Here is a 24,320-nt window from a genome sequence, read left to right on the forward strand (position 1 = left end):
ATGTAAGTGTTTGTAAAATCTGTAATTTCTTACTTTGGTGGACATTCGAGCGCGTAGAGCAAGAGTATCCCTCCCCGCTTCCTACGCTTATCTGGAAAATCTCGCAAGCGGGGTCGCTGCAATCAGATGGTTCCCTACTCGGCAGCTGCTGTGACGCGCTCGTCTTGTCCTTTATGATCCGCCAGCTTTCGTGCAATCACAGCACAGGCCATAAGCTGGATCTGGTGAAAGAGCATCAAAGGCAGAACGATGCTGCCGACATTCGCACCGGCGAAAATCGCACTTGCCATTGGAGCTCCGCTGGCGAGGCTCTTCTTTGATCCGCAGAACATGATCGTGATGCGGTCGGGACGATTGAAACCGAGCAACTTGCTGCCGTACCAGGTGGCCAGCAGCACAACGACCAGCAGAACGATGTTGACGCCCACCATCATGCCGAGATCGTGCCACGAAACGGTACGCCAAAGACCTTCAACCACAGCCTCGCTGAAAGCCAGATAAACGACCATCAGGATCGAGCCTCGGTCAACAAAGCCGAGTGCTTTGCTGTGCCGCCGCATGAAACTGCCGATCCATGGCTGCAGAATTTGTCCGAGCACGAAGGGTGCGAGCAACTGCAACAGAATGGATTCGAGCGCATCGACCGATATTCCACCACCGCCTTTGACTGCGAACAACAAGCCGACCAGCAAGGGCGTGAGAAACATGCCGAAAATGTTCGACGCAGATGCTGATACGATTGCCGCTGAAACATTGCCGCCCGCAATTGAGGTGAAGGCTATGGACGACTGGACCGTTGAAGGCAGAACGCAAAGAAAGAGGATACCTGTGTAGAAGGCTGATTGCGACAAGCCGGGAATGGTCCAGCCTGCCGCCAGACCGAGGATCGGAAACAGGATGAACGTCGATGACAGGACTGCCAGATGCAGCCTCCAGTGCGTTATGCCTGCAACGACGGCCTCACGCGAGAGCCTCGCACCATGCAGAAAGAACAGAAGCCCGACAGCAAATTTCGTCGCCAGCGCAAACCAGTCTGCAAAATCACCGTGCACGGGGAGCACGGACGCAAGCAGAATGGTCACGATCAGCATGCTGGTGAATTTGTCAGGCAGGAAGCGCATCATATCGTCCAATCTTGCAGGCATCGCGGAGCGCGACGCCCGCTTCATTCAAAATTCACATTCGTTCATAAACCTCTCGGGAGGAGTTTCAATCCTCCCGATATGGCGCGATAGCTCACACTTTTGAGATGTGGCTTCCAATTTAAAATCCAAGCTGATTCATTCGTAACCGTTGGGGTTCTTCGACTGCCAGTGCCACATATCCTGGCACATTTCGCGGAGGTTCTTCTCTGCGGACCAGCCGAGGAAATCGCGGGCAAAGGTTGGATCAGCGTAACATTCAGCAACGTCGCCTGGACGACGTGGTGCAATCTCGTATTTGATCTCGCGGTTCGAAACATGCTCGAAGGCCTTCACGACGTCCAGAACGCTATAGCCCTGCCCCGTGCCGAGATTCACCTCGAAACACTGCGGCTCATCCAGCTTCTTGAGTGCCTTCAAGTGGCCGGCGGCCAGATCCACTACGTGAATGTAGTCGCGAACGCCGGTGCCATCGGGCGTTGAATAATCATTGCCCCAGACATTCAGTTTTTCGCGACGACCGGTCGCGACCTGCGCGATGATCGGCATCAGATTATTCGGAATGCCCTTTGGATCTTCGCCGATCAGGCCGCTCTCATGTGCGCCAACCGGGTTGAAATAACGCAGGATGGCGATCTTCCAGCTGTTGTCGCCGTTATAAATATCGCGAAGCATGTCTTCGATGACGAGCTTGGTCCGACCATAGGGATTCGTTGCTGATAGCGGCTGGTCTTCCGTGATTGGCAATTTCTGCGGATCGCCATAGACCGTGGCTGATGAGCTGAAAACCAGTGTCTTGACGCCGGTTGCTTCCATGGCCTGCAACAGGCGGAGCGTGCCCACCACATTGCAATCATAATAGAGCATCGGCTTTTCGCTCGATTCACCGACGGCCTTCAGACCGGCAAAGTGAATGACGGCAGTGCATTTGTGATGCCGGATCACTTGTTCCAAAAAAGCGCGATCTCGAATATCACCTGCTTCCCGGCGCGGCGTGCGCCCGGTAATCTTTTCGATGCGATGCAGGGCTTCCGGGTGGCTGTTGTCAAAATTGTCGACCACAACGACATCGTGGCCTGCCTCGATGAGCTGAACACAGGTGTGCGAGCCGATATAACCAGCGCCGCCAGTCACAAGAATTGTCATCGTTTATGTATCCGCTTGTTGAACATGCCGCCCCGATGTGCGATCCCCGGCTGACTATGCAAAATCAGTAACAGACTTCAAGCCATCCGGTGCGATTCTCTTGAATGGTTGCAATAGATCAGCCAAGTTTGACGGAGCGATGATGAAACCATCCCGCAATATCGATCGCCTTCTGGAAATCATGGCAGCGCTCCGTGATCCTGAAACCGGCTGTCCGTGGGATGTGGAGCAGAGTTTCGAATCCATCATGCCCTACACGCTTGAGGAAACTTATGAAGTCCTCGATGCCATAGAGCGCAATGATATGGACGATCTGCGCGAAGAACTTGGCGATTTGTTGTTGCAAGTGGTGTTCCATTCGCGCATGGCCGAAGAACAGGGCAGCTTTGCATTTGGCGATGTTGTCGAAGCTATCACGCACAAGATGATCAGGCGACATCCGCATGTTTTCGGTGACGCTGAAGCCAGAAATGCAGGCATGGCCAAGGGCTCATGGAATCGCATCAAGGCTGAGGAAAAAGCCGAGCGGGCCGAACGGCGTGAGAAACTCGGACTTGAAACGGCCGAGAAGAGCGGCTTTTTGGACGATATTCCACACGCCTTCCCTGCCCTGCTTCGTGCTTTGAAACTCCAGCAGAAAGCCGCGAAAGTCGGCTTCGACTGGTCTGAGGCAGCACCGATCCTCGACAAGATCGCCGAGGAAACCGCAGAGCTGAAGGAAGCTATGGCGGCGAAGGAGCGCGCGGATATCGAAGAGGAATATGGTGACCTGCTGTTTGCCATGGTCAATTTGGGCCGCCATCTTGAGATCGATGCGGAAACCGCGCTCGTCGCAGCCAATGAGAAGTTCAAGCGGCGGTTCCATTTCATCGAAAAAACGCTCGGTGAAACCGGAAGCAACCTTGACGCCGCTACTCTCGATGAAATGGAAGCAATCTGGGGCGAAGCCAAGAAAAAAGGCCTCTAACTATTTGTTTTTACGCATTTCCGGACGCAAAACCGTTTCACACTTTTGCTGGAATGTGCAATCGGTCTATTTCTCATCTTCCCATTTTGGACGGAACATCTGGTAGACGCTTTCCGTCGTGGCAAAATCCATATAGCCAAGCCTGCTGACAGGTCTGGCTTTCGCGATATCAATGAGACCGTTGGTCAGGACCTGTTCATCGATATGCACGCCGACAACCTCGCCGATCACCATGTAATTGTCGGTCGGCCTGCCCTCTTTGTCCTGCAATCGTTTGATTTCCACCGCGACACATTCAAGCGCTGCATAGGCCTCCTTGACGCGCGGGGCTGCGATAAGCCTGCTCGACGTCTGGGTCAGTCCGGCATATTCGAACTCGCTGATACCGCGAGGCGCGTCGACAGATGATGCATTCATCTGGGTTCTCAAATGATCGCTCACCAGATTTGCGGTGAACTCGCCGGTTTCTTCGATGAATGAAACGCTGTCCTTCACACCACTCGATGAGAACATGACCATAGGCGGCGTGTCGCAGATCGCGTTGAAGAAGGAGTAAGGCGCGAGGTTGACAGCGCCCCCCTTCGATTTCGTTCCGATCCAGCCTATGGGGCGTGGTGCAACGATTGCCTTGAACGGATTATGGGGCAGCGGGTGCCCTTCCCTCGGTTCATAAAACATATGTTTATCCGCTGATTAGAAAGTCTTGTTGAAGTCAGTTCTAAGCTTGCGTCCATGGGCCGGAATATTCGGTAACGATCTTGTCCATGTCGGCTCTCGGGCGTTCCGGCATCTTGTTTGCCGCCGTTCCGATATGAACAAACCCGGCAACACGTTCATTGGGTGCCAGTCCCAGAAAAGCGCGGGCGGAAGCGTCGTCCGAATACCAGTTTGTAATCCAGTTGCTGGCATAACCAAGCGCGTTCGCAGCCGTGCAAAGGTTCATTGCGACAGCGCCAGCCGAAAGGAATTGCTCCCATTCCGGAATGCGCTCATGCGCGACAGGCGACGACACCACGCCGACAACAAGGGGCGCACGCGAGAAACGCGTAAGCTCTTTTTCCTTGCGTCCTTCCGGCATCGGACCTTCAATTTCTTCGGCACGTTGGGCCAGATACTCGCCGACCTTGAGACGTGCATCGCCACGGTAAAGGATGAAACGCCAGGGTGTCAGGCGTCCGTGGTCAGGCACGCGTGCGGCAACTTTCAGCAATGCTGCCAGTTCCTCGCCCTCGGGTGCTGGTCCGGAAATTGCCGAAATCGGGGTGGAACTGCGCTGTGCCAGAAAATCGAAGATCGGATGGGCCACGGATAACCTCGTCACTAAAATGCTGCTTATATTGCTCCACTTATTCGGGGCTGCTTCTTCTCGCCCTTTGCATCCGCACTGTAAAGTCAAAATTCCGGAAACGATTAATCAACAGAAGTTGGAAAAATGCGGGTGCCGGAAGCGATTTGGCCTTGAATTCGCCACCCGCATGGGCTCAAAAATACAACATGTCGGATCGCTTGAACCTGTTTTACCCAAAGAGAAAAATTGCCCTGCGCGGAGGATCGTTTTTTACGGCGTTCGCGTTTGCCGTCAGTGCAATGCCATCGTTGGCTCAGAGCCTAGATCCGCAGACAAATATTCCACAGTTGCAGACCACCACGACTGGCCTGCCAGACTTGCCGCAGCCAGCGCTCGATCTTCCGACACTGAACACTTATGCCGCCCCATCCAGCCCGGAGAACAATCCGCTCGTCCAGACGCGTGAACTCGATCTCAAGGCGCGGTTGAGTGAAGGTGGCGGTGACATTCCGGCGGGGCTTGTATGGCGCGTGTTCTCGCCGGATGTCGGAGCGGATGGTCAACTGCCGTTGATCGCAAGTGCAAAGGGCGGCAGCGCTGTTTTCAATCTGCCCGAGGGCAGCTATCTGGTGCATGTCGCCTATGGGCGCGCCGGTGCTACCAAGCGGATCACGGTGGGCAACGCGACCCGTCATGAAGTGATGATGCTCGATGCAGGCGGGATGAAGCTCAGTGCGATTCTGCCGGATGGCGGCAAGATTAATGACGATCTCCTGCGTTTCTCGATCTATGCGGACGAAGACAATAATGATCGGTCGCTGATCGTGCCCGACGTCAAGCCGAACGCGATCATTCGCCTCAACAGCGGCACTTATCATGTTGTTTCCAACTATGGCACGGCCAATGCTACCATTCGGGCCGATATTCGCGTGGAAGCCGGAAAACTGACGGAAGCGACCGTTCAGCATCGGGCCGCGGAAGTGACGTTGAAGCTTGTGCGCGAGCGCGGCGGCGAAGCGCTTGCCGATACGTCATGGTCAATTCTGAACGCTTCCGGCGACGTGGTACGCGAAAGCGCTGGCGCTTATTCGTCGATGGTCCTTATCGAAGGCGATTATGTTGCCGTCGCCAAGAACAAGGACCGCATCTACCAGCGAGACTTCAAGGTTTCATCCGGCAAGAACGAGGAAGTCGAAGTCGTCGCCAATGGCGAATCCGAGTCTGTTCAAGACAGCATGGATTGAGTTCAAACTATCTTCAAAAGCAAAAGGCCGCGCATTGCGCGGCCTTTTTTTTGTTAGCCACCATTCTTGAGGCGGAGCAGATCGGGCGGGGTCGCCTCTTCCACCAGCCGTGCGATGGCTTCATCGAGCGTCATGGATTCCTGATCGCGCGAACCGAGACGGCGCATATTGACCGTGTTTTCTTCGGCTTCGCGCTTGCCGCAGACGAGGATCACCGGAACCTTCTGCAAGGAATGCTCACGAACCTTGTAGTTGATCTTCTCGTTGCGCAGATCGGTCGAGACCTGCAGTCCGGCGGCTTTCAGCTTTGCCGCAGCCTGCGCCGCATATTCGTCGGCATCCGAGGTGATCGTGGCGACGACAACCTGCACCGGAGCAAACCACAACGGCATGTGACCGGCGAAGTTCTCGATCAGGATGCCGAGGAAGCGTTCCATCGAGCCGCAGATCGCGCGGTGGATCATCACCGGCTGGCGCTTTTCAGAATCCTTGTCGATATAGAAGGCGCCGAAGCGTTCCGGCAGGTTGAAGTCCACCTGCGTCGTGCCGCACTGCCATTCACGACCGATGGCGTCCTTCAGCGTATATTCGAACTTAGGACCGTAGAACGCACCCTCGCCCGGCAAAATGCCGGTCTTGATGTTGTTAGACTGCTGCTGGATCTTTTCCAGCACCGACATCATCACGCTTTCGGCACGATCCCAGAGCTCATCCGAGCCTACGCGCTTTTCAGGACGGGTCGACAGCTTGATGGTGATCTCTTCGAAACCGAAATCCTTGTAGACCGACAGGATCAGGTCATTGATGCGCAGGCATTCGGCAGCCATCTGCTCTTCCGTGCAGAAGATGTGCGCATCGTCCTGCGTAAAGCCGCGCACGCGCATCAGGCCATGCAACGCGCCTGACGGCTCGTAGCGGTGCACATTACCGAATTCCGCAAGCTTGATCGGCAGGTCGCGATAGGACTTGAGGCCATGCTTGAAGATCATGACATGGCCGGGACAGTTCATCGGCTTCAGCGCAAAGACCCGATCGTCATCGGTTTCGTCACCGGCAACGGTTACCTTGAACATGTTGTCGCGATACCAGCCCCAGTGGCCCGAAGTTTCCCAAAGCGACTTGTCGAGCACCTGCGGCGCGTTCACTTCCTGATAGCCATGGCTGTCGAGGCGGCGACGCATATAACTCACCAGATTCTGGAACATCTTCCAGCCCTTGGCGTGCCAGAACACAACGCCCGGTCCCTCTTCCTGGAAATGGAACAGGTCCATTTCACGGCCAAGGCGGCGATGATCGCGCTTTTCGGCTTCTTCAAGCATATGGAGATAGGCTTGAAGATCGTTGTCGTTGGCGAAAGCCGTGCCGTAGATGCGGGTCAGCATCGGATTGTTGGAATCACCGCGCCAGTAAGCCCCGGCAACCTTCATGAGCTTGAAGGAATTGCCGATCTGGCCGGTTGAAGCCATGTGCGGGCCACGGCAGAGGTCGAACCAGTCGCCCTGATAATAAATCTTGAGGTCCTGTCCGGCAGGAATGGCTTCCACCAGCTCGACCTTGTAGTTCTCGCCCTTGTCGGCAAAAACCTGCTTGGCTTTTTCACGCGACCAGACTTCCTTGGTGAAAGGCTTGTTGCGCTGAATGATCTCGCGCATCTTCTTTTCGATCACCGGAAGATCGTCGGGCGTGAACGGTTCATTACGCGCAAAGTCGTAGTAGAAGCCGTTCTCGATCACGGGGCCAATGGTAACCTGCGTGCCCGGAAAAAGCTCCTGCACGGCTTCTGCCAGTACGTGCGCCGTATCGTGACGAATGAGTTCGAGCGCGCGCGGGTCTTCGCGGGTCAGAATCTCAATCTTGCCGGAAGCGCCGAGAGGATCGGAAAGATCGCGCACGGTGCCATCGACGGCATAGGCAACAGCTTTTTTGGCGAGAGATTTGGAAATCGATTCCGCGAGGCCCGCGCCGGTCATCGACGCATCGTATTCACGCACAGAGCCATCGGGAAATTGCATGGAAACGGTATTCGACATTCTGATCATCCTTATCCAGTCCCGCCAACGATTGCGGGTGGGTTCATGCGTATGAAAATGAAGGTTGGGTTCTAGTCTTTTTTGCCCAGCCAGTAAAGCGCGACAGACTGACAGCGTCAGGTCGCGCTCATCTGTGCAATTGAAATGAAATCAGTTCCGAATCGGGAGGCAGTCGATCTTCTGCTGCTTCAACTGCGAGCATGCTTTTTCGGCGGATGCAGAGTCCTTGAAACCGGAAAAACGCGCACGATAGACCTTGCGGCGCTTTTCTGCAGGCGAAATTTCAGCTTTCAGGCCCGGTGCGACTTTGTCGACCGCCGGACGATATTTGGCCAGCAGCTCCTTGGCACCGGAAAGTGTCGGTGGAGCGCCGAGCTGAATCGTCCAGGCCGATGCTCCAGCGGCTGAGGCGATCAGGAAGCCACCGTCGCCCTGCTCGATACGGGAATCGTCGATCAGGTCTGCTACTGCGTCTGCTTTCGGCTGGGCCGGAGCTGCCTGTTTGGCGACAGGCTGCGGCTTTGCCATTGCAACGAGCTGCCCCGTGGCCTCAGTGCCTTCCGTGCCGAACCGGGTGAGCAGTTTCGCCATCTGGTCGTCGCGCTGCCGCGCCGATCCTGCCCCCAGTACGACACCGACAAGGTGCTTGTCGTTGATGACGGCTGAGGAAACGAGGTTGTAGCCGGATACATCCGTATAGCCGGTCTTGATGCCATCGACGCCCTGATAGCGATACATCAGATTGTTGTGGCCGTTGCGAACACGGTCGCGGAAAGTGAAGGAGCGCTGCGAGAACAGCTCATATTGTTCCGGAAAGTCACGGCGGAGCGACATGCCAAGCACGGCCATATCACGCGCTGTGGTCAGCTGGGTTGACTTCGCGGTCAGTCCCGACGGATTGACGAAGAAAGTGCTCTTCATGCCGATCTGGCGCGCACGCTGCGTCATCAACCGGCCAAAAGCCGCTTCCGATCCGGCGATATATTCGCCCATGACCGTCGCCGCATCATTGGCCGAGACAATAATCATGCCGTTGATAGCGTCACGGACGGTAATCGTCTCACCCGGCTTCAGCCAGAGCTTCATGCGAACCTTTGCAGCCGCATTTTTCGACACAGGCATTGCATCGTCCCAATGCAGCCTGCCGGTCTTGAGACCTTCAAAGGCGAGATAGAGCGTCATCATCTTGGCCAGTGAAGCTGGTGCGCGCTGCACATTCGCATCGTCCTGACCAAGGATTCGCCCGCTATCGGCGTCGAACACAACCCAAGACGTATTCGCCATCGCCGCAGACGTACAAAGCACACTCGCACCGAGCGCTAAGGATGCAATGAGACGTGAAAGACGGGACGATGATTTCAGCATAACAGCTCACAGGAATAGGGACGCCGGGGGGACATGCAGGCAAATTGCGGCCCGAAAAAGACCACAGCACTGCCTTAAATTCCAATTCTCAATGAAACGTTGATATCCTTAATGAATTATAATCAGCTAACAAAAAACTGTCAGAATTCACAGCTGGGGGTAATTCGGGGAAACCGGGAGACGGCTTTGATAAAGCGCATCGCGCTCTAAGATGCCGAGCAGCGCCAATACCGCCAGGGCAGATACCATTTGAGATCACTGGAGAGTGCACGCGGCACCGGATCGAAACCGTGGGTTCCGAACGGCCCGCAACGCACGACGCGAAAAAGCCCCATCCATCCGCCGCTCCACAGGCCGTGGCGAGCAATGGCTTCATAGGCATATTCGGAACAGGTCGGCAGATGGCGGCAGGAATTGCCGATGAGAGACGACAATGTCACCTGATAAAAGCGCACGAACGAAGTGCCGATTACTCTTCCGGGTGTCTTGCGCCACGGATCTGTAAAATTCCGGCTATAGCGCTTTGGTGCGCCCTCGCCTGCGCGATTCTTGCCGCAAGAGCACATCAGGCAGCTTTGGCCTTTTCCTCGATTTGCCGGATGCAATCGACAACCGCATCGAATGTAAGCAGCGTGGAGGCGTGGCGAGCCCTGTATTCGCGGACAGGTTCGAAATATTTCAGGTCGGCAAAACGCCCTTCCGGCGCCGGACCTTCTTCCTTCAGCATCTTGTACATTTCATCGCGGACGGCTTTCAGTTCCTCTGCGGAAGCGCCGATGATATTGCGCGCCATCACGGACGAAGAAGCCTGCCCAAGTGCGCAGGCTTTCACCTCATGTGCGAAATCCGTCACAATGCCGTCAGCCATTTTCAGGTAGACGGTAACAGTCGATCCGCACAGTTTGGAATGCACTTTGGCAACGGCATCGGGCTCAGGAAGGCGTCCCAGACGCTCCATGTTTCCAGCGAATTCCAGAATACGTTTGTTATAAATATCATCGATCATGGAGGCGAACCTTCCGCAGTGCCGGAGAAAAACATAATTTTGTCGTCCGACTGCGGTTTGAAGTTGCAATTTAATGTCTATATAATAGGCAGGTAGCGTCTGCGCTATGGGTAACATTAGCACAGACCCGGGGGCAGTCGCACGAAAACCTGTCCGGTGGCCTCAAGCGCCGGATCAATACATCGCCCGCTCGCAAAGCGCATCGTTGTATTGTCCGTTTAACTCGTCTCCTCCTTGAAGGAGACTACTGGAGAATACTGATGGACGCTCGCATCCTCAAAGAAGATGACGAATCCGGCCTGCCGAACAAGCAGGCAGATGTAACTCTTTTGCATGGCAAGCCGACGCAGGCCGATGCAGAAGCAGCCGTACGCACGCTTTTGCTTTGGGCCGGAGACGACCCGGAGCGTGAAGGTCTTCTGGAAACGCCGAAGCGCGTTGCCAAGGCCTATAAGGAACTGTTCGCAGGTTATACGGAAAGCCCGGAAGAAGTTCTCGGCACAGTGTTCGAGGAAGTCGGTGGCTATAACGATCTTGTCCTCGTGAAGGACATTTCGTTCCATTCGCATTGCGAGCACCATATGGTGCCGATCATTGGCAAGGCGCACGTCGCCTATCTGCCTGATCACAAGGTGGTTGGCCTTTCCAAGATTGCCCGCGTCGTGGATATTTTCGCGCGCCGCCTGCAGACACAGGAAAGCATCACCGCACAAATCGCCGATAGCATCCAGCGCATTTTGAAGCCGCGTGGCGTCGCCGTCATGATCGAGGCCGAGCACATGTGTATGGCCATGCGCGGCATCCGCAAGCAGGGTTCGACGACCATCACCACCACTTTTACCGGCGAAATGCAGGTGAATGCGGAGGAACAGGTTCGCTTCATGACCCTGACCCGCAGATAAGCGGCAGACTATGAGCTTCTTTCCTGCCCAGCCTTCCGACAAGAAGGCCATCGAAGAAGGTGCGGCATTCATGCCGCGATTCGATGCATCGGGGCTGATCACTGCCGTCGTAACCGATGCGCGTGACGGCGAGTTACTGATGGTCGCCCATATGAATGAGGAAGCCTTGCGCCTTACCCTCGAAACGGGAATTGCGCATTACTGGTCTCGTTCGCGCGGCAAGCTCTGGAAGAAGGGCGAGACGTCGGGCAATCTGCAAAGCGTTGTCGAGTTGCGCACGGATTGCGACCAGGATGCGCTTTGGCTGAAAGTGCGCGTCGCCGGTGACGGGCCGACCTGCCATACAGGCCGCCGCTCCTGCTTCTATCGGCAGGTTGTTGCCGAGAACGGCGATATATCGCTGGCTATTGAAGGCGCTTGCGATCACGAGCATTAATCTTGGTCAAAAGGATGTGATGGCGCGAATATGAGTCGCGCCATCAATTCGCAGCATTTATTCTTTGGATACTATGTTTCGCTAATCTGAAGCGGTTCCATTCAAACGGAGTTGTCGGAATCGTTTTAGCCATTTGTCTGGGCATTTCCTGACGCAAACCGCTTGAGTCTTTTGTCGGAAATGCTCCAAATCGAGACGAAGAGGTATCCATCGTGATGCTTGCATGGGGGCAGAGGCGGAAGGCTGCGAATAACGACCTTGCACCGCCGGCAGAAGAAATCGTTGAAAAACCTGAAATCAAGCGTGAGCCGCGCCGGATAGCCTTGGCGTTGGGCGGCGGAGCTGCGCGTGGTTGGGCACATATCGGCGTTCTGCGCGCGCTGGACGAAGCCAATATCGATATCGAGATGATTGCCGGAACTTCCATCGGCGCGCTTGTCGGTGGCTGTTATCTGGCCGGAAAGCTCGATGAACTGGAAGATTTCGCCCGCAGCCTCACACGGCGACGCATGTTCAATCTTCTCGACATCACCTTTCGCGGCAGCGGGCTGTTCGGCGGAATGAAACTCGATGGTCGCCTGCGCGAGCATCTGGACGGGCTGCGCATCGAGGAACTGGACCGTCCCTTCGTTGCCATCTGCACCGAATTACGCACCGGTCACGAAATCTGGCTGTCATCTGGCCCGCTTATTGATGCTATGCGTGCTTCCTATGCCCTGCCCGGTGTTTTCGAGCCCGTACGCTGGCAGGAGCGTGTTCTGGTCGATGGCGCATTGGTCAATCCAGTTCCCGTATCCGTGTGCCGCGCTTACGAGCAGCGCCTCGTTCTGGCAGTCAACTTGCATTACGACCAGTATGGTCGCGCTGCAGTCATCAAACATGCGCAATCACGCCAGGAAGGTCTGGCTGAGGCAATTCATGGTGAGAAGGAAGCGCGCCTTGGCATTACGGGCGTGATGATGGAAGCTTTCAACATTATTCAGGACCGCATCTCGCGAGCCCGCATGGCGGGCGATCCACCGGATGTCACGCTTATGCCGATTGTGGGACAGATCGGGCTTGCCGATTTCCATCGCGCATCCGAGGCAATCGACGCCGGATATACGGAAACGCTGAAGCGTCTTGAGGATATCAAGCGCTTGCAGGGCATCGCCGGGTAATTTTTTGGCGATTGAGGCGAATCCGAATGAATCGGATTCGTCGGATTCGCTCTTGTTGCCCCTAGCAGCCCTTTGTTCCACCGCTACACTCTCGTTCGGTGACGTTTTTCGGATTTTTTTTAAGTTTGTGGAAGCCTTTGAAAAAGCCCGGAAATTCAGGGTTTCAATGATGTTTTCAATGATTGGGCGCCGGCTTTTTCACATTCTTTTTCAAAAAGATTGCCGGAAGATGCAGATGGGGCTTGTGCACCCCAAAGTGATTTGCTAAATGCCCACTCGCCGACGGAGTTCGGCTCCTACCACGGGCGGTCGTGGCGGAATTGGTAGACGCGCAGCGTTGAGGTCGCTGTGGGGCAACCCGTGGAAGTTCGAGTCTTCTCGACCGCACCATTTACCACTGTTTAGCAGTGTTTTTCTCCAAGAATATCAGTGCCTTAGTTTTTGAGGTGTCCTACATTAAGACCATGCGTGGGACACATTTACTCGTTCCACGGCGCCAAGAGCCAGCTTCCAGCGCTCGACTCTCCGGGTATAAACCTCTGAAGTTTTTGCTTCGGAATGGCCAAGAATCGCCATGATCTCGTATTGGCTGCAACCCTGTTCAGCCAACAATTCCGCCAGTCCCTTGCGAACACCATGAGCCGACAGAAGCGGTAGATCAGCATCCTTGCACCATCGCTTAAACATCGCGGACATACTATCCCCGCTTGCGAATGGTTTGCCCCCGCGACCGAGAACGTATGTGCCGCCCTGAACCGTCGGCGTGCAGGTTGCCGTCTTCAGGGCGGGTAGAAGTGGGACGGAAACCTCAGACGATCCCTTCTTGCTCGGCTGCCAGCGAACTGCCTCAATGCCCTCTATGACGCATTCATTCTTTCGGCCGAGCACGGCGAGATCTTCAATACGGCATCCAGTCCATAGCAGGACGGACATGGCAACGTGCGCTTTGCTCCCGGGCTTATGCTTGGCGAAGAACTTTTTGACGTCGTCGGCCTTCCACGGTATGGCGCCATCTCCCTTGATGTAAACTTTATCGATGCCCTTGGCGGGATTGCTGCTTACGAGATTCCGCTTCTTCGCCCAATCATACATAACGCCGACGGCTTCGATAAAGGCGTCGGCTTGGGCTGGCGTCGAGCCCATCTTATCCTGCATCTCGATTAGCTTTTCCTGCGGGATGAGCATAACGCGATCGGGGTTTTCAATCAGGCGATTGAGCAAGTTGCGTTTCTTTTTCAAAGTCTTGCCGCTAGAAGTTCCAGCAACGACACTCGCTTCGAGATATTCAAGGTAGCTGGACACCAACCAGCTGATCGATTTCGGTTTGGCAACCTCAGATGCTTTCTGCATCGGCTTCGGTTGACCGTTTACCCCGTCGTCGGCGAGTTAGCGCCGTACGAAGAGGCTCCAAAGGCTGGAGGCGGGAGTGCTTGAAACACTTCTATCGGCGTTGGCTGGGATGTTGGTCTCGTTGATCCGAGACCTGATCAAAGATTGGCGCTATGAGCGCAGTCTGAAGGATCTCGGCCGCGCTGAAGCCATTGGCGAAATTTCAAAGCAGCTGCAGGATAAGGCTGATGAGCAACATGAGAACGACATGGTCGATAGGGGCGGTGCTTCTGATGTCGCTCGCAGGCTGCGTGACCGTATCGGGACCGCAAACTGAATTGGCGATGGGGCTGGTATGCCCTGCCCCGACGCCGACCGCCAGGCAAAAGGCAATCCTCGATTATCTCGTTAAGGCCGCGCCTTCCACGGGGCTCGATGTGCTGGCAACAGAATGGAAACGGCTTGACGAAGGTGTGCGAAAGGCGCGGGAATAATAGGCGAATTTTTTAAAGAGCAAATGGGTTTTATCTTGGCAACTGCCGGGGGATTGATCGTCTCAGTCTTGTCGTCTGAGCGCCACTCATTCGTTGTTGCAATGACCCGCGTTGCGGCCGGTCTGTTCTGCGCAACTGTTCTGGCCGATCCGTTTATCGATTTCATGCAGCTCGAGCCGGGAACATACCGAAATGGTGTGGCCGGTCTTTTCGCGATGATGAGTTATGCACTCACGCGTTTCACTGCGCACATCGACGGCAACACGCTGCTTGATTTCGTTCGCGCATTAAGAGGTGGAAAATGACCACACCTGCGGAATCTTCACGCATTGGCGACAAGGTCTTTGGATGGGTAGTGCTCATCGCATTCCTCGTGCACCGTCCTGTGTTTCGATTGATCGAGGACGTAAGCATGACCCGCGAAGAACTTGTAATTCAACTCGTGCCTAGGGCGATGACCGATACGGCCGCATATGCCTGCCGTGCTTCCCACGCTCCTCCGTAGCGAAGTTTCGATGCCTGAGCATTTTCTTGTAGTGCGCCCCGCAGCTCCGGCTGTGGGGTCTTTTTTGCGTTTAAACCCAGCGATGCAAACCCTCGAAAAGGCAGGCAGTTAATTGCTGTTTTGCAATAAATGTATGCTTGCTAACGTTTGCGCGTAATTGAAGGTATTAGGAGGAAATTATGCGTATTCTGACATTGGAAGAGATGGCTGCAGTATCGGGCGGTGGCGGCTTAGATTCACCGGGTAAAAGTGATGCCGGTTATGGCGGTCGTAGTGGGGCGACCGGTAGTTCGCGTGGAAACTCCACTAATGGTCCTGGGTCAGATGGAGACAGAGTTAACAGGGCAGATAAGCGTAATCGCGATGGTACGAAGGATAGCTGGGCAAGCACCTTTGGTCATATTGCAGGTCAAATTTCATCGGAAATTGGTGTCAATATTGGTACGAGTGGCATTAATGTCAGTGGTAAATTGAACTGTGGCTCTTGTCATGATCCGTATGGTGGTCGCGGAGGTAATAGCGGAGGATACTCTGGCCGTGACAGTCGGGCAGATGGTGGAAGCCGAGGTGGCGGACATTAAGTCCTAATAGATAGTGATCTGGTCACGAAATGAATCTTAGATCAATAAATCTACAACTGAAACTGGTGACCGCTTCGGCGGTCGCTTTGGCTTTTGCAATATGCATCGCGGCAGTATTCGGTGTTGAACGAGACGAAAGCCGATTTGTGGAATTCTTTAAAGAAACACTCGCCCCCGGAAAAGGGAATGATTACCCGCTTAACAGAATGCCATCCAAGTTTCCGGTTTGCGTATATGGAGATCGGATGGAGAGGACCGAGAAATGGACCACACTTTTCTTTGAATTATTGTCTGAGGAGACTTGGATCAATCCGAGACTTCATTACGTCAAGCGCACTATAGATTGCGCGCGCGATACGCTCCTTTACGTTTTCTATCATCAGTCTGACAAGAATACGCTATCGACTATCGTTGGGGATGTTTCGTTTATCTTGAAACGAAGCGGTCTGCCAGAATTTCATTTCATATACGATAATTTTGGCTTCGGGCATGTCTTTTATGAAAAGGGCAAGGAACCGCGTGCGTATGTCGCCGTCAATGAGGCATTAGATGTTGAAACAAAGTCCGTAGATGACAGCATCGCTCGAAATGTTATCCAGCAAGAGCTTTTACAAGTAGTTCTCGTAGCTCCTGATAGGTTCGTCACAACTGGACCCGTCTCTATCATAGAAGAACGCGAGTTGCCTGAACTGGCTGGAACAAATACCATCCTAACTGCCGAGCAAATGGCCGCCCGTTTCGAACTCAACGTGCCAAATATGTGTCTTTATGACATCATGCTTTTGAAGACCATTTACGCCAACGATCCAGCTATTATCGATGGTAGACTAGGTACTTATCTCAGTTACATCCATGCACATTATGATTATTTGGTGCTATCGGCACTGCGAATACAGAGCGATCCTCGATATCAAGATTTGTTTAAGAAAAAATGTTGAAATGGAATGCCGCAGCCGTAGTCGCGCAACGCGATACAAGGTTGCTATGCTGAAAGAACAACTGGCGCAGTTGGCATTCTGGACAATGGTAACTAGCTATATATTGTCATTACGGGCTAATAATGACTTTGCTACCGTACCTCTTGTTAAATTAGGAGGATATTTAATGCGTATTCTGAATTTAGAAGAGATGGCAGCAGTATCGGGCGGCGGCGGCGGACTTGATTCTCCCGGTAAAAGTGATGCCGGTTACGGCAGAAATACTGACTTCGGACCGTCACGCGGCCCACAAACCCGCGGCGGTAGACGCAACGATGGCCGGAACGCCGCCATGGATTCCTATCTCGGAAAAGATGTTTATGGCGCGAATTCGGTCGGTGTGAGTGGTAGTGTTGTATCAGGAGCAGTTGGCGGTGCAATCGGTGGGGCGGCCGGAGGGGTGCTTGGGGTTGGACTGGGTGCGCTGGGGGCGCGCAGTTACGGGTGGGTTGCAAGGAGGGTGGACTTCTCCAAGTCCTAGCAACAAAGGGGGACGCAGTGGTGGTGGTCGTGATAGCCGCGCCGACGGAGGCAGTCGCGGCGGAGGTCAATAATCCCGAATAGAGTAATAGTTCGGATTAACCAATTTCTATAAAATGCATTATAAAGCACAGGTAGCGCGATGAGAGTCATGTTAAATAGAGATGTTTTATATATTTTGGCTCTCATTTGCGTAACTATACTCCTTAATCAGGATGAATCGACCCAGATAATCTTATTGAAATTGGCGGCAAGTGTTCTTTTTTGGGGAATCTATACGAATAGGACGGAAACAAGAAATATTTTTTTTATTATCGATGATAAATATCATATATATATGGCGCGTATTTATAGACTCTGTGTTTTTGTCGTGCTGGTTTGCTATATTTTCATGGTCTCCGATTATCAGTGTTTACGATATTATATTGATTTTTTTAGTATTTATTTCTGTGTATATATTCATTGGAAGCACATATTACTATATTAATCAGATTAGAAAAAACGTTGATTTCTGAAATCTTATTGCAAAAGTCCTTACTTTATGGATCAAAGCACCACCCCTCTGTTTCGCAACGAAGCGGTTGTCGCGCGGCGCGATGCATGGCTCGGTAGTCCGCGTTTAATCCAGCCGATCTCGGTTCAGCTTGCCACTGTGATTGGGGTAACGGTCGTGGCACTTATTGGGATTGTTCTGGCATTCGGCGAATACACCCGTCGGGTCCGTGTTCACGGCGCAGTTGTGCCAAGCGTTACGGCATATGAATGCGTTCGATGGCCATTCTGGAAAATGGTAGCTAGCTATAAATTGTAATTACTAGCTAATAATGACTTTGCTACCGTACCTCGTGTTAAATTAGTAGGATATTTAATGCGTATTCTGACTGTAGAAGAGATGGCTGCAGTATCGGGCGGTGGACGTTTGGATTCCGCAGATCATGATGGCTCAAGTGGTCGATCTGGCTCTTCAAGTGGCAAGTCAGGCGGCAGTAATCGCACTTCGGACGGCCATGCCCAAAATAGCGGATGGGGCGCTCGAGTGGGTGGTTTAGTTGGAGGGCTAGTAGGCTCCCTAGCTGGAGGCGCACTTGCTCCGGGCGTTGCTGTAGCGAAGACAGTGGCCGGTGGTGTGGGAAAGTTCGCGGGCTATGTGATTGGAAACTCCGTCGAGAAGGGATATGTAGCCGGAGCTAATGCTGCTATAGATAAGGCGCTGCATGATGCTCAAAACGCCCGAGGACGGGCTGCAGCTAGGGGACGGTGGGGTGGCCATAATTAACTAAGTCTCATGACCTGAAGTCCAATTGGGTGCTTTAGGTCATGATGCACACTTTAGCTCGGTTGAATATCGCACGGCAGATAGAACTGTACAATGTGGTGAATGACGCCAGCGGGTTCATTGATAGTCAAACAAGGACATAATAATTATGCTCTCCGCTTTTAAAAACTACATTGATTTTATGCTGGATTATAAAAATAACTTTAATAATGACTGGAAGGAATATTTAAGGTTTTTCATAGGCTTCGCCATAGCAACCATTGTAGTCGATTTTATCTTAGAACTAAATTGGGCGGCGGCGGCTATTGTTTTCGTCAGCATATTGTTATTATTTGATTTTATATGGGTAAATATACTTTTTGTATTGCGCAGAAAGAAATAATTGTAGTGTATGTGGTTTTTTAGCATGTCGGCGAGGACATTTATTAGGCTATCGCCGAATCTAAGCAGTGTACCGCAATGCAACTGATTTTGTTGGCGGCGGATTATAGCCTGTTACATCAAAAATGAATGTATTGATGATTGTGAAGTGCTGAGAAATTTTCACTTTTAGCGACGGTTGACGTCTGAAATCTTATTGCAAAAGTCTATATTTAATGAATCAAACCGCGATCCCTCTGTTTCGCAAACAAGCCGTTGTTGCGCAGCGTGATGCATGGCTCGGTAACCCACGATTGATCCAGCCGATTTCAGTTCAGCTTGCTACCGTGATCGGGTTAACAATCATATCGCTTATCGTGGCTGTTCTGGTACTCGGCGAATACACCCGCCGGGTCCGGGTTCATGGCGCTGTCGTCCCAAGTGCGGGCGTTCTTCATGTTTTTGCGCCGCAGGCGGGACGCTTGCTGCAGGCCCAAGCCACTGATGCTGCAACCGTTGAGGCTGGTGATCCGCTATTTCTCTTGGGAACCGACACAACGACCAATCTTGGCGAGACGGAAAGCGTAGTCAAGGACCAGCTGCAGAGCCGCATTGATGAGATCGCTGAGGCGATCAGGCAACGGGTACGATTGGATGAAATTGAAAAGCGGGCATTGGCTGAACGCAGGGGTGCGGTGAAACTCGAGATCGAGCGTGTCGACGCGCAGATAAAACAGACCGAGGAATATATCGCTGTGCTTCAGCCCCGTGCCGACAAATATCGCAGGCTCGTTGACAGCGGCATCACCTTGGAGCGCAGCTTTGAGAGCGCCGAGCAAAACTATATGCAGAACAGACAGGAGCTGGAAGCACTGCGTAGGCAACGGGTTCAACTTGAAGGTACGGCTGTAGATTTAGGCTCACGATTGGAGGGGTACGATGCGTCGGCGGCTATCGCCCTCGGTGAAATGCGTCAGCGGATTGCTACGCTGAGAGAACAACTGGCGCAGGCAGAAGCACGCCGGGCGATTGTTATCGCGGCTCCTGCCAATGGTACCATCGCAGCCGTGCTTGTTCATTCTGGCCAATTGGTTGCGGCTGGTTTACCTCTCGTGTCAATCCTGCCTACCGGTGAGGCAATGGAAGTGCATCTGCTCGCTGACAGCAAGGCCATCGGTTTCATCCGTGAAGGAGCGCGGGTTCTGTTGCGTTATACGGCCTTTCCTTATCAAAAGTTCGGTCAATATGGTGGCTCGATCACGAAAGTTTCTCGCGTAACCCTCCAGCCAACCGAAACGAATGCGGACGCGCTGGCGGCGCAACCCCAACCAACACAGGCACAGTACCGCATCACAGTCCAGCCCGACCAACCGAACGTTATGGCCTATGGAAAAGCCGAGCCTTTGAGGGCGGGTATGGGTGTCGAGGCCGATCTCCTGCTCGACACCCGTCCGCTTTATCAATGGCTGCTCGAACCGCTTTACAGTCTGCGGGGACGGGCCATTGATCAGGCTGTCAAAAATCCCAAATGAAGAACGGTCTGAATTATTCCCTGTCGCTGAAGCGACAATTACCGGTCATCCTGCAAACCGAGGTTGCAGAATGCGGGCTTGCGTGTCTTGCGATGGTGGCAGGTTACTATGGCCATGCTATAGACCTCGGCACATTGCGGCGGCGGTTTTCTGTATCATTAAAAGGACTGTCGCTTCTCGATATTTCCCGTATCGCCAGCAGCCTTTTCATTGCTTCCCGGCCCGTCCGCGTAGAGATTGATGATCTTCCCAGGCTTCAAGTCCCATGCATCCTGCACTGGGAACTACGCCATTATGTGGTGCTGGAAAAGGTCACCGCGAAGGGAGTGTACATTCATGATCCAGCCCGTGGTCGGCGTCTTATTTCTCTCAAAGAACTATCCGATTGCTTTACAGGCGTGGCACTTGAACTGTGTCCAGCCGATGGGTTTGAGCGCAAGACGGAAAAAGAGCGGATACGGCTGACTGATCTGTTCCGGCGCATCACCGGATTGAAGCGCGCGCTGTTTCAGATATTTGCCTTGTCATTGTGCCTGGAAGCGATAGCGCTTCTCTCGCCAATTGGTTCGCAGATTATCTTCGACGAAGTCATCGTGGCATCAGATCGCGATCTTCTGACGCTTGTTGCAATTGGCCTTGGGGTTCTGGTTGTCCTGCAGCTGGTTTTTGGGCTGGCCCGTTCGTGGGCCGTGCTGATCATGGGAACAAACCTGAACCCGCAATGGACGACGGCGCTGTTTGACCACCTGCTGCGCCTTCCGCTTTCGTATTTTGAGAAGCGCCATGTCGGCGACGTGGTTTCGCGGTTCGGCTCGCTCGGACGCATCCAGTCGGCATTGACCACCGATCTGGTGAGCGCCGTACTCGATGGGATCATGACCATCGGAGCTTTCATCATGATGGTACTTTACGGCGGCTGGCTGACAGCGGTCGCACTCATCGCCCTTTTGCTCCACTTGGCTCTTCGTGTTGCTGCCTATCATCCATATCGCGCTGCGAATGAGGCTGCGATCATTCAGGGTGCGAAAGAAGATAGCCATTTCATCGAAACGATCCGGGGTATCGCGAGCATCAAAACCATGGATTTGCACGACCGCCGCCGGGGTGCATGGCTCACTTTGCTGGTCAATGCAATCAATTCGGATCTCCGGATCAAAAAGCTCGATATGCTGTTTGGTGTTCTGGGCACGTTTCTGGCGGCTGCCGATGGCATCATCATGCTCATTCTTGGTACTCGCTCGGTGATGGACGGTGCGATGACAGTGGGTATGCTGATCGCCTTCCTTGCCTACAAGGACCAGCTTGTTGGTCGTGTCGGCGCTCTGATTGATCTGGCAATCAGTCTAAAGATGCTCACGCTTCATACCGAGCGCATCGCCGATATTGCGCTGACCTCGCAAGAAGCCGCACCTATGCAGGCAATGGTGCTGCCGATGCCGATACAGACAGAGCACTCGTTGCCTGTGCGGGTTGAAAACGTGCATTACAGCTATGGCGAAGGGCTGCCGAAGGTTCTCAATGGCATCAGCCTGACGATCGAACCGGGTGAATGTCTTGCCATAACGGGTCCATCTGGCTGCGGAAAAACCACATTATTGAAAATCATGGCGGGCCTGATCGAGCCTGGCGAAGGCAAGGTTCTGTTCGGCGACACGGATATCAGCCAGATGGGCTTGGTGGATTATCGTCGGCAGATCGCAACCGTGTTGCAGGACGATCAACTGTTCGCTGGTACAATCGCCGAAAACATCTCGTGTTTTGATCCGCACGCGGATCAAGCATGGATCGAAGAATGCGCCCGGTTGGTCGCAATGAGGGACGAAATCATGGCCATGCCGATGCGATACGATTCCCTTATTGGTGATATGGGCAGTTCACTGTCAGGCGGACAGAAACAGCGTTTGTTTCTGGCGCGCGCGCTTTATCGACGGCCATCGATCCTGTTTCTGGATGAGGCGACGAGCGCTTTGGACGAAGCCAACGAACGACGTATCAATGTAGCCGTATCATCGCTCCACATCAGCAGAATACTGGTTGCACACCGCCTGTCGACAATCGCGCAGGCATCGCGACGGATTGAATTATAAACACGTGAAAATCAACCAAACGTATATCGAACTTAAATAACAATATTCACTGTATGTGCACCGGTATTTATATACAGTGCTTGTAATCCGGCTCATCTAATCTGCGCCTGCCTTGCGGCATTGCGGCGCCCTGCCCGTATGAAAATCTGATAACGATTATTCCTACCGAAGAGGTGCCCCACTGCCGAAAGGTGGCCGGGCATTTTTGCGATTTTAGGCCTACTCCATCCACTTTCCTTCTTACGTATTAAGAATTTCAAGGATGGCCTTAGCCTTGATGACGGCAGGATGCGTCCCCCCGGGTATGAGCTTGTCGTCTTCTTCCACCAGTTCGATCAGCCTGCGGATTATCCCATCTATCTCGTGGTGTTCGACGATGCGGTATCCGGCATCGTCTAGGTCATTAACCACCTTGCTCGCGGCAATGTGCGGTGCAGGCGAAAATAGCAACAAGCATCCACGATAACTTGTCGAGAATTGCCAGGCATAATCATCGGTTGGCTCCCATAGGCGGTCGAGCGAAGAAAAGAAGGCGACCTAACTGCGAGGCGTTATCCACAGGCGCAAATAAGCGTGGAAAACACGCCGGGTGCAAGGAAAATCTATCGCATCCCGGCCATGTTTTCCGTGGGACACTTAAACCCACCATTTGCAGGCGGTGAAGCGACTTTTAAAGTCTTCTCGACCGCACCATCTTCTCTCAAGAACAATTTAAAATGCCTTCCCCGCAAGGGGTTAAAGTTGTTTCTTGATTAGAGACTTTCACTTTTCATCGATGCATTACAAACAAAAACGCGCCCTTCGATGAAGAGCGCGTCTGGTTGATGACACTATTCTCGTTCAGCTTTTGCCGATTTCCGAAAGAATGATGTTGCTGTGTTCTCCCAGCTTCGGCGAACGCTTGTCGAGCTTTAATTCGGCATCGGAGAAGCGAATAGGCGTCCGCAGACCGGGAACGCCTTGCGGGTCGATCTTCATCGCCCTCGCCTCGAATTGCGGGTCTGCGAATACATCGGCAACCGTGTTGATCGGACCGGCAGGCACGCCAATTCTGGCAAGCTCAGCCAGAAGATCGTCGCGCTTCCATGCCCGAGTCTTGTCTTCCAGAAGTGCCGTGAGAGCCGCCCGGTTGGCCACACGCGCCGAATTGCTGACGAAACGCTCGTCGGCTGCGATGTCACCGATGCCAAGCAATGAGGTCAGTTTTCCGAACTGTCCGTCATTGCCGCAGGCGATGATGAAATAGCCGTCGGAAACAGGCAGCGTCTGATAGGGCGCAATATTCGGATGGGCATTGCCCATGCGCTTTGGTGAAACACCGGACGCCAGAAAATTCATCGCCTGATTGGCCAAAACCGCTGACATACAGTCGAATAGCGCCATATCGATATGCTGGCCGATGCCGGTGCGCTCGCGCATAATGAGTGCGGACTGGATCGCAATCACGCTGTAAAGCCCGGTGAAAATGTCGGCGAAAGCCACGCCAATTTTCTGCGGCTCACCGTCAGGTTCGCCAGTCAGATCCATGATGCCGCCCATGCCCTGGATCATGAAATCATAGCCTGCACGCTCGGCGTATGGGCCGGTATGGCCGAAACCGGTGATCGAGCAATAGATCAGGCGTGGATTGATGGCTTTAAGGCTCTCATAGTCGAGGCTGTACTTATCCAATCCACCCAGCTTGAAGTTCTCGATGACAACATCGGCGTCAGCCACGAGCTGGCGTACCAGTTCCCTACCTTCATCAGTGCGGAAATCTGCAGTGATCGAACGCTTGCCGCGATTGCAAGCATGGAAATAGGCGGCGGACCTTTCGCCTTCCACATCGATGAATGGCGGCCCCCATTTGCGCGTATCGTCACCTTCAGGGCTTTCCACCTTGATGACATCGGCACCGAGATCGGAGAGCGTCTGCCCTACCCATGGTCCGGCAAGAATGCGCGCCAGTTCTACCACCTTGAGACCGTCAAGCGGCGTGTTCTGCATTTTCAGCAATCCCGTACAAAAATAAAG

Annotated in this window: 22 protein-coding genes and 1 tRNA gene; 13 read left to right on the top strand and 10 right to left on the bottom strand. The window is 53.5% G+C overall.

Annotation, left to right across the window (positions count from 1 at the left end; translation table 11 throughout):
- Positions 1 to 134 precede the first annotated feature (134 nt).
- A complete protein-coding gene (locus OANT_RS11135) occupies positions 135 to 1,121 on the bottom strand; it encodes a bile acid:sodium symporter family protein (RefSeq protein ID WP_036563726.1) in 987 nt (328 codons plus the stop codon).
- A 159-nt stretch (positions 1,122 to 1,280) separates the two neighbouring features.
- Positions 1,281 to 2,288: a UDP-glucose 4-epimerase GalE gene (gene galE, locus OANT_RS11140; RefSeq protein ID WP_010660095.1), complete on the bottom strand. Its 1,008-nt coding sequence runs from the start codon at positions 2,286 to 2,288 to the stop codon at positions 1,281 to 1,283.
- Positions 2,289 to 2,430: 142 nt separating this feature from the next.
- Here galE and mazG point away from each other — a divergent pair, with 142 nt between their 5' ends.
- Entirely contained in the window at positions 2,431 to 3,255 is an 825-nt protein-coding gene (gene mazG, locus OANT_RS11145) for a nucleoside triphosphate pyrophosphohydrolase (RefSeq protein ID WP_012092046.1), read from the top strand.
- Between the two features lie 66 nt (positions 3,256 to 3,321).
- Here the strand turns inward: mazG and OANT_RS11150 are convergent, their stop codons facing one another.
- Positions 3,322 to 3,933 carry a flavin reductase family protein gene (locus OANT_RS11150; RefSeq protein ID WP_012092047.1) on the bottom strand — a complete coding sequence of 204 codons (612 nt, stop codon included), beginning with the start codon at positions 3,931 to 3,933 and terminating at the stop codon, positions 3,322 to 3,324.
- 40 nt (positions 3,934 to 3,973) lie between these two features.
- A complete protein-coding gene (locus tag OANT_RS11155; RefSeq protein WP_012092048.1) occupies positions 3,974 to 4,561 on the bottom strand; it encodes a nitroreductase family protein in 588 nt (195 codons plus the stop codon).
- Between the two features lie 281 nt (positions 4,562 to 4,842).
- On the opposite strand from OANT_RS11155, the gene OANT_RS11160 reads away from it, so the two are divergent.
- Positions 4,843 to 5,787, top strand: a complete 945-nt coding sequence (locus tag OANT_RS11160; protein ID WP_373366444.1) for an RgsD C-terminal domain-containing protein — start codon at positions 4,843 to 4,845, stop codon at positions 5,785 to 5,787.
- Positions 5,788 to 5,840: 53 nt separating this feature from the next.
- Here OANT_RS11160 and thrS read toward each other — a convergent pair whose 3' ends face one another.
- The 4 genes from thrS to OANT_RS11180 form a co-directional block, all read right to left on the bottom strand.
- On the bottom strand, positions 5,841 to 7,817 hold the full coding sequence (thrS, locus tag OANT_RS11165) for a threonine--tRNA ligase (protein WP_029924832.1): 1,977 nt from the start codon (positions 7,815 to 7,817) through the stop codon (positions 5,841 to 5,843).
- A gap of 150 nt (positions 7,818 to 7,967) precedes the next feature.
- Positions 7,968 to 9,182: a D-alanyl-D-alanine carboxypeptidase gene (locus tag OANT_RS11170; protein ID WP_012092050.1), complete on the bottom strand. Its 1,215-nt coding sequence runs from the start codon at positions 9,180 to 9,182 to the stop codon at positions 7,968 to 7,970.
- Positions 9,183 to 9,388: 206 nt separating this feature from the next.
- Positions 9,389 to 9,748, bottom strand: a complete 360-nt coding sequence (yidD, locus tag OANT_RS11175) for a membrane protein insertion efficiency factor YidD (RefSeq protein ID WP_012092051.1) — start codon at positions 9,746 to 9,748, stop codon at positions 9,389 to 9,391.
- Positions 9,748 to 10,188, bottom strand: coding sequence for an iron-sulfur cluster assembly scaffold protein (locus OANT_RS11180; protein WP_010660103.1), 441 nt, complete (start codon positions 10,186 to 10,188; stop codon positions 9,748 to 9,750). Before OANT_RS11180 ends, yidD begins: the two co-directional genes overlap by 1 nt.
- 260 nt (positions 10,189 to 10,448) lie before the next feature.
- Between OANT_RS11180 and folE the strand changes: the two genes are divergently transcribed.
- The 4 genes from folE to OANT_RS11205 all read left to right on the top strand — a co-directional run bounded on the left by folE (position 10,449) and on the right by OANT_RS11205 (position 13,076).
- The gene (folE, locus tag OANT_RS11185; RefSeq protein WP_006466810.1) at positions 10,449 to 11,090 is read left to right on the top strand and encodes a GTP cyclohydrolase I FolE; all 642 of its coding nucleotides are present in this window, start codon (positions 10,449 to 10,451) and stop codon (positions 11,088 to 11,090) included.
- A 10-nt stretch (positions 11,091 to 11,100) separates the two neighbouring features.
- Positions 11,101 to 11,526, top strand: a complete 426-nt coding sequence (hisI, locus tag OANT_RS11190; protein WP_012092052.1) for a phosphoribosyl-AMP cyclohydrolase — start codon at positions 11,101 to 11,103, stop codon at positions 11,524 to 11,526.
- A gap of 212 nt (positions 11,527 to 11,738) precedes the next feature.
- A complete protein-coding gene (locus OANT_RS11195; protein ID WP_040129287.1) occupies positions 11,739 to 12,686 on the top strand; it encodes a patatin family protein in 948 nt (315 codons plus the stop codon).
- 305 nt (positions 12,687 to 12,991) lie between these two features.
- Positions 12,992 to 13,076: transfer RNA gene (locus OANT_RS11205), tRNA-Leu, on the top strand.
- Positions 13,077 to 13,142: 66 nt separating this feature from the next.
- On the opposite strand, the gene OANT_RS11210 is transcribed toward OANT_RS11205, so the two are convergent.
- The gene (locus OANT_RS11210; RefSeq protein WP_012092054.1) at positions 13,143 to 14,036 is read right to left on the bottom strand and encodes a tyrosine-type recombinase/integrase; all 894 of its coding nucleotides are present in this window, start codon (positions 14,034 to 14,036) and stop codon (positions 13,143 to 13,145) included.
- Positions 14,037 to 14,263: 227 nt separating this feature from the next.
- Between OANT_RS11210 and OANT_RS26425 the strand changes: the two genes are divergently transcribed.
- The 7 genes from OANT_RS26425 to OANT_RS11255 all read left to right on the top strand — a co-directional run bounded on the left by OANT_RS26425 (position 14,264) and on the right by OANT_RS11255 (position 22,307).
- Entirely contained in the window at positions 14,264 to 14,509 is a 246-nt protein-coding gene (locus OANT_RS26425) for a hypothetical protein (RefSeq protein ID WP_144243793.1), read from the top strand.
- A 23-nt stretch (positions 14,510 to 14,532) separates the two neighbouring features.
- The gene (locus OANT_RS11220) at positions 14,533 to 14,814 is read left to right on the top strand and encodes a hypothetical protein (RefSeq protein WP_012092056.1); all 282 of its coding nucleotides are present in this window, start codon (positions 14,533 to 14,535) and stop codon (positions 14,812 to 14,814) included.
- A 379-nt stretch (positions 14,815 to 15,193) separates the two neighbouring features.
- The gene (locus OANT_RS26430; RefSeq protein WP_144243794.1) at positions 15,194 to 15,595 is read left to right on the top strand and encodes a hypothetical protein; all 402 of its coding nucleotides are present in this window, start codon (positions 15,194 to 15,196) and stop codon (positions 15,593 to 15,595) included.
- A 29-nt stretch (positions 15,596 to 15,624) separates the two neighbouring features.
- A complete protein-coding gene (locus tag OANT_RS11225; RefSeq protein WP_012092057.1) occupies positions 15,625 to 16,533 on the top strand; it encodes a hypothetical protein in 909 nt (302 codons plus the stop codon).
- Between the two features lie 46 nt (positions 16,534 to 16,579).
- A complete protein-coding gene (locus OANT_RS11230) occupies positions 16,580 to 17,053 on the top strand; it encodes a hypothetical protein (protein WP_144243795.1) in 474 nt (157 codons plus the stop codon).
- Between the two features lie 1,871 nt (positions 17,054 to 18,924).
- On the top strand, positions 18,925 to 20,220 hold the full coding sequence (locus tag OANT_RS11250) for a beta-barrel domain-containing protein (protein ID WP_012092059.1): 1,296 nt from the start codon (positions 18,925 to 18,927) through the stop codon (positions 20,218 to 20,220).
- Positions 20,217 to 22,307: a peptidase domain-containing ABC transporter gene (locus OANT_RS11255; protein WP_012092060.1), complete on the top strand. Its 2,091-nt coding sequence runs from the start codon at positions 20,217 to 20,219 to the stop codon at positions 22,305 to 22,307. The genes OANT_RS11250 and OANT_RS11255 overlap by 4 nt, the downstream gene beginning before the upstream one ends.
- Before the next feature lie 840 nt (positions 22,308 to 23,147).
- Here the strand turns inward: OANT_RS11255 and OANT_RS11265 are convergent.
- Positions 23,148 to 24,293 (bottom strand): CaiB/BaiF CoA transferase family protein, encoded by a 1,146-nt coding sequence (locus OANT_RS11265; protein WP_012092062.1) that lies wholly within the window; start codon positions 24,291 to 24,293, stop codon positions 23,148 to 23,150.
- Positions 24,294 to 24,320 lie beyond the last annotated feature (27 nt).

This window comes from Brucella anthropi ATCC 49188 (assembly GCF_000017405.1).
Lineage (GTDB): Bacteria > Pseudomonadota > Alphaproteobacteria > Rhizobiales > Rhizobiaceae > Brucella > Brucella anthropi.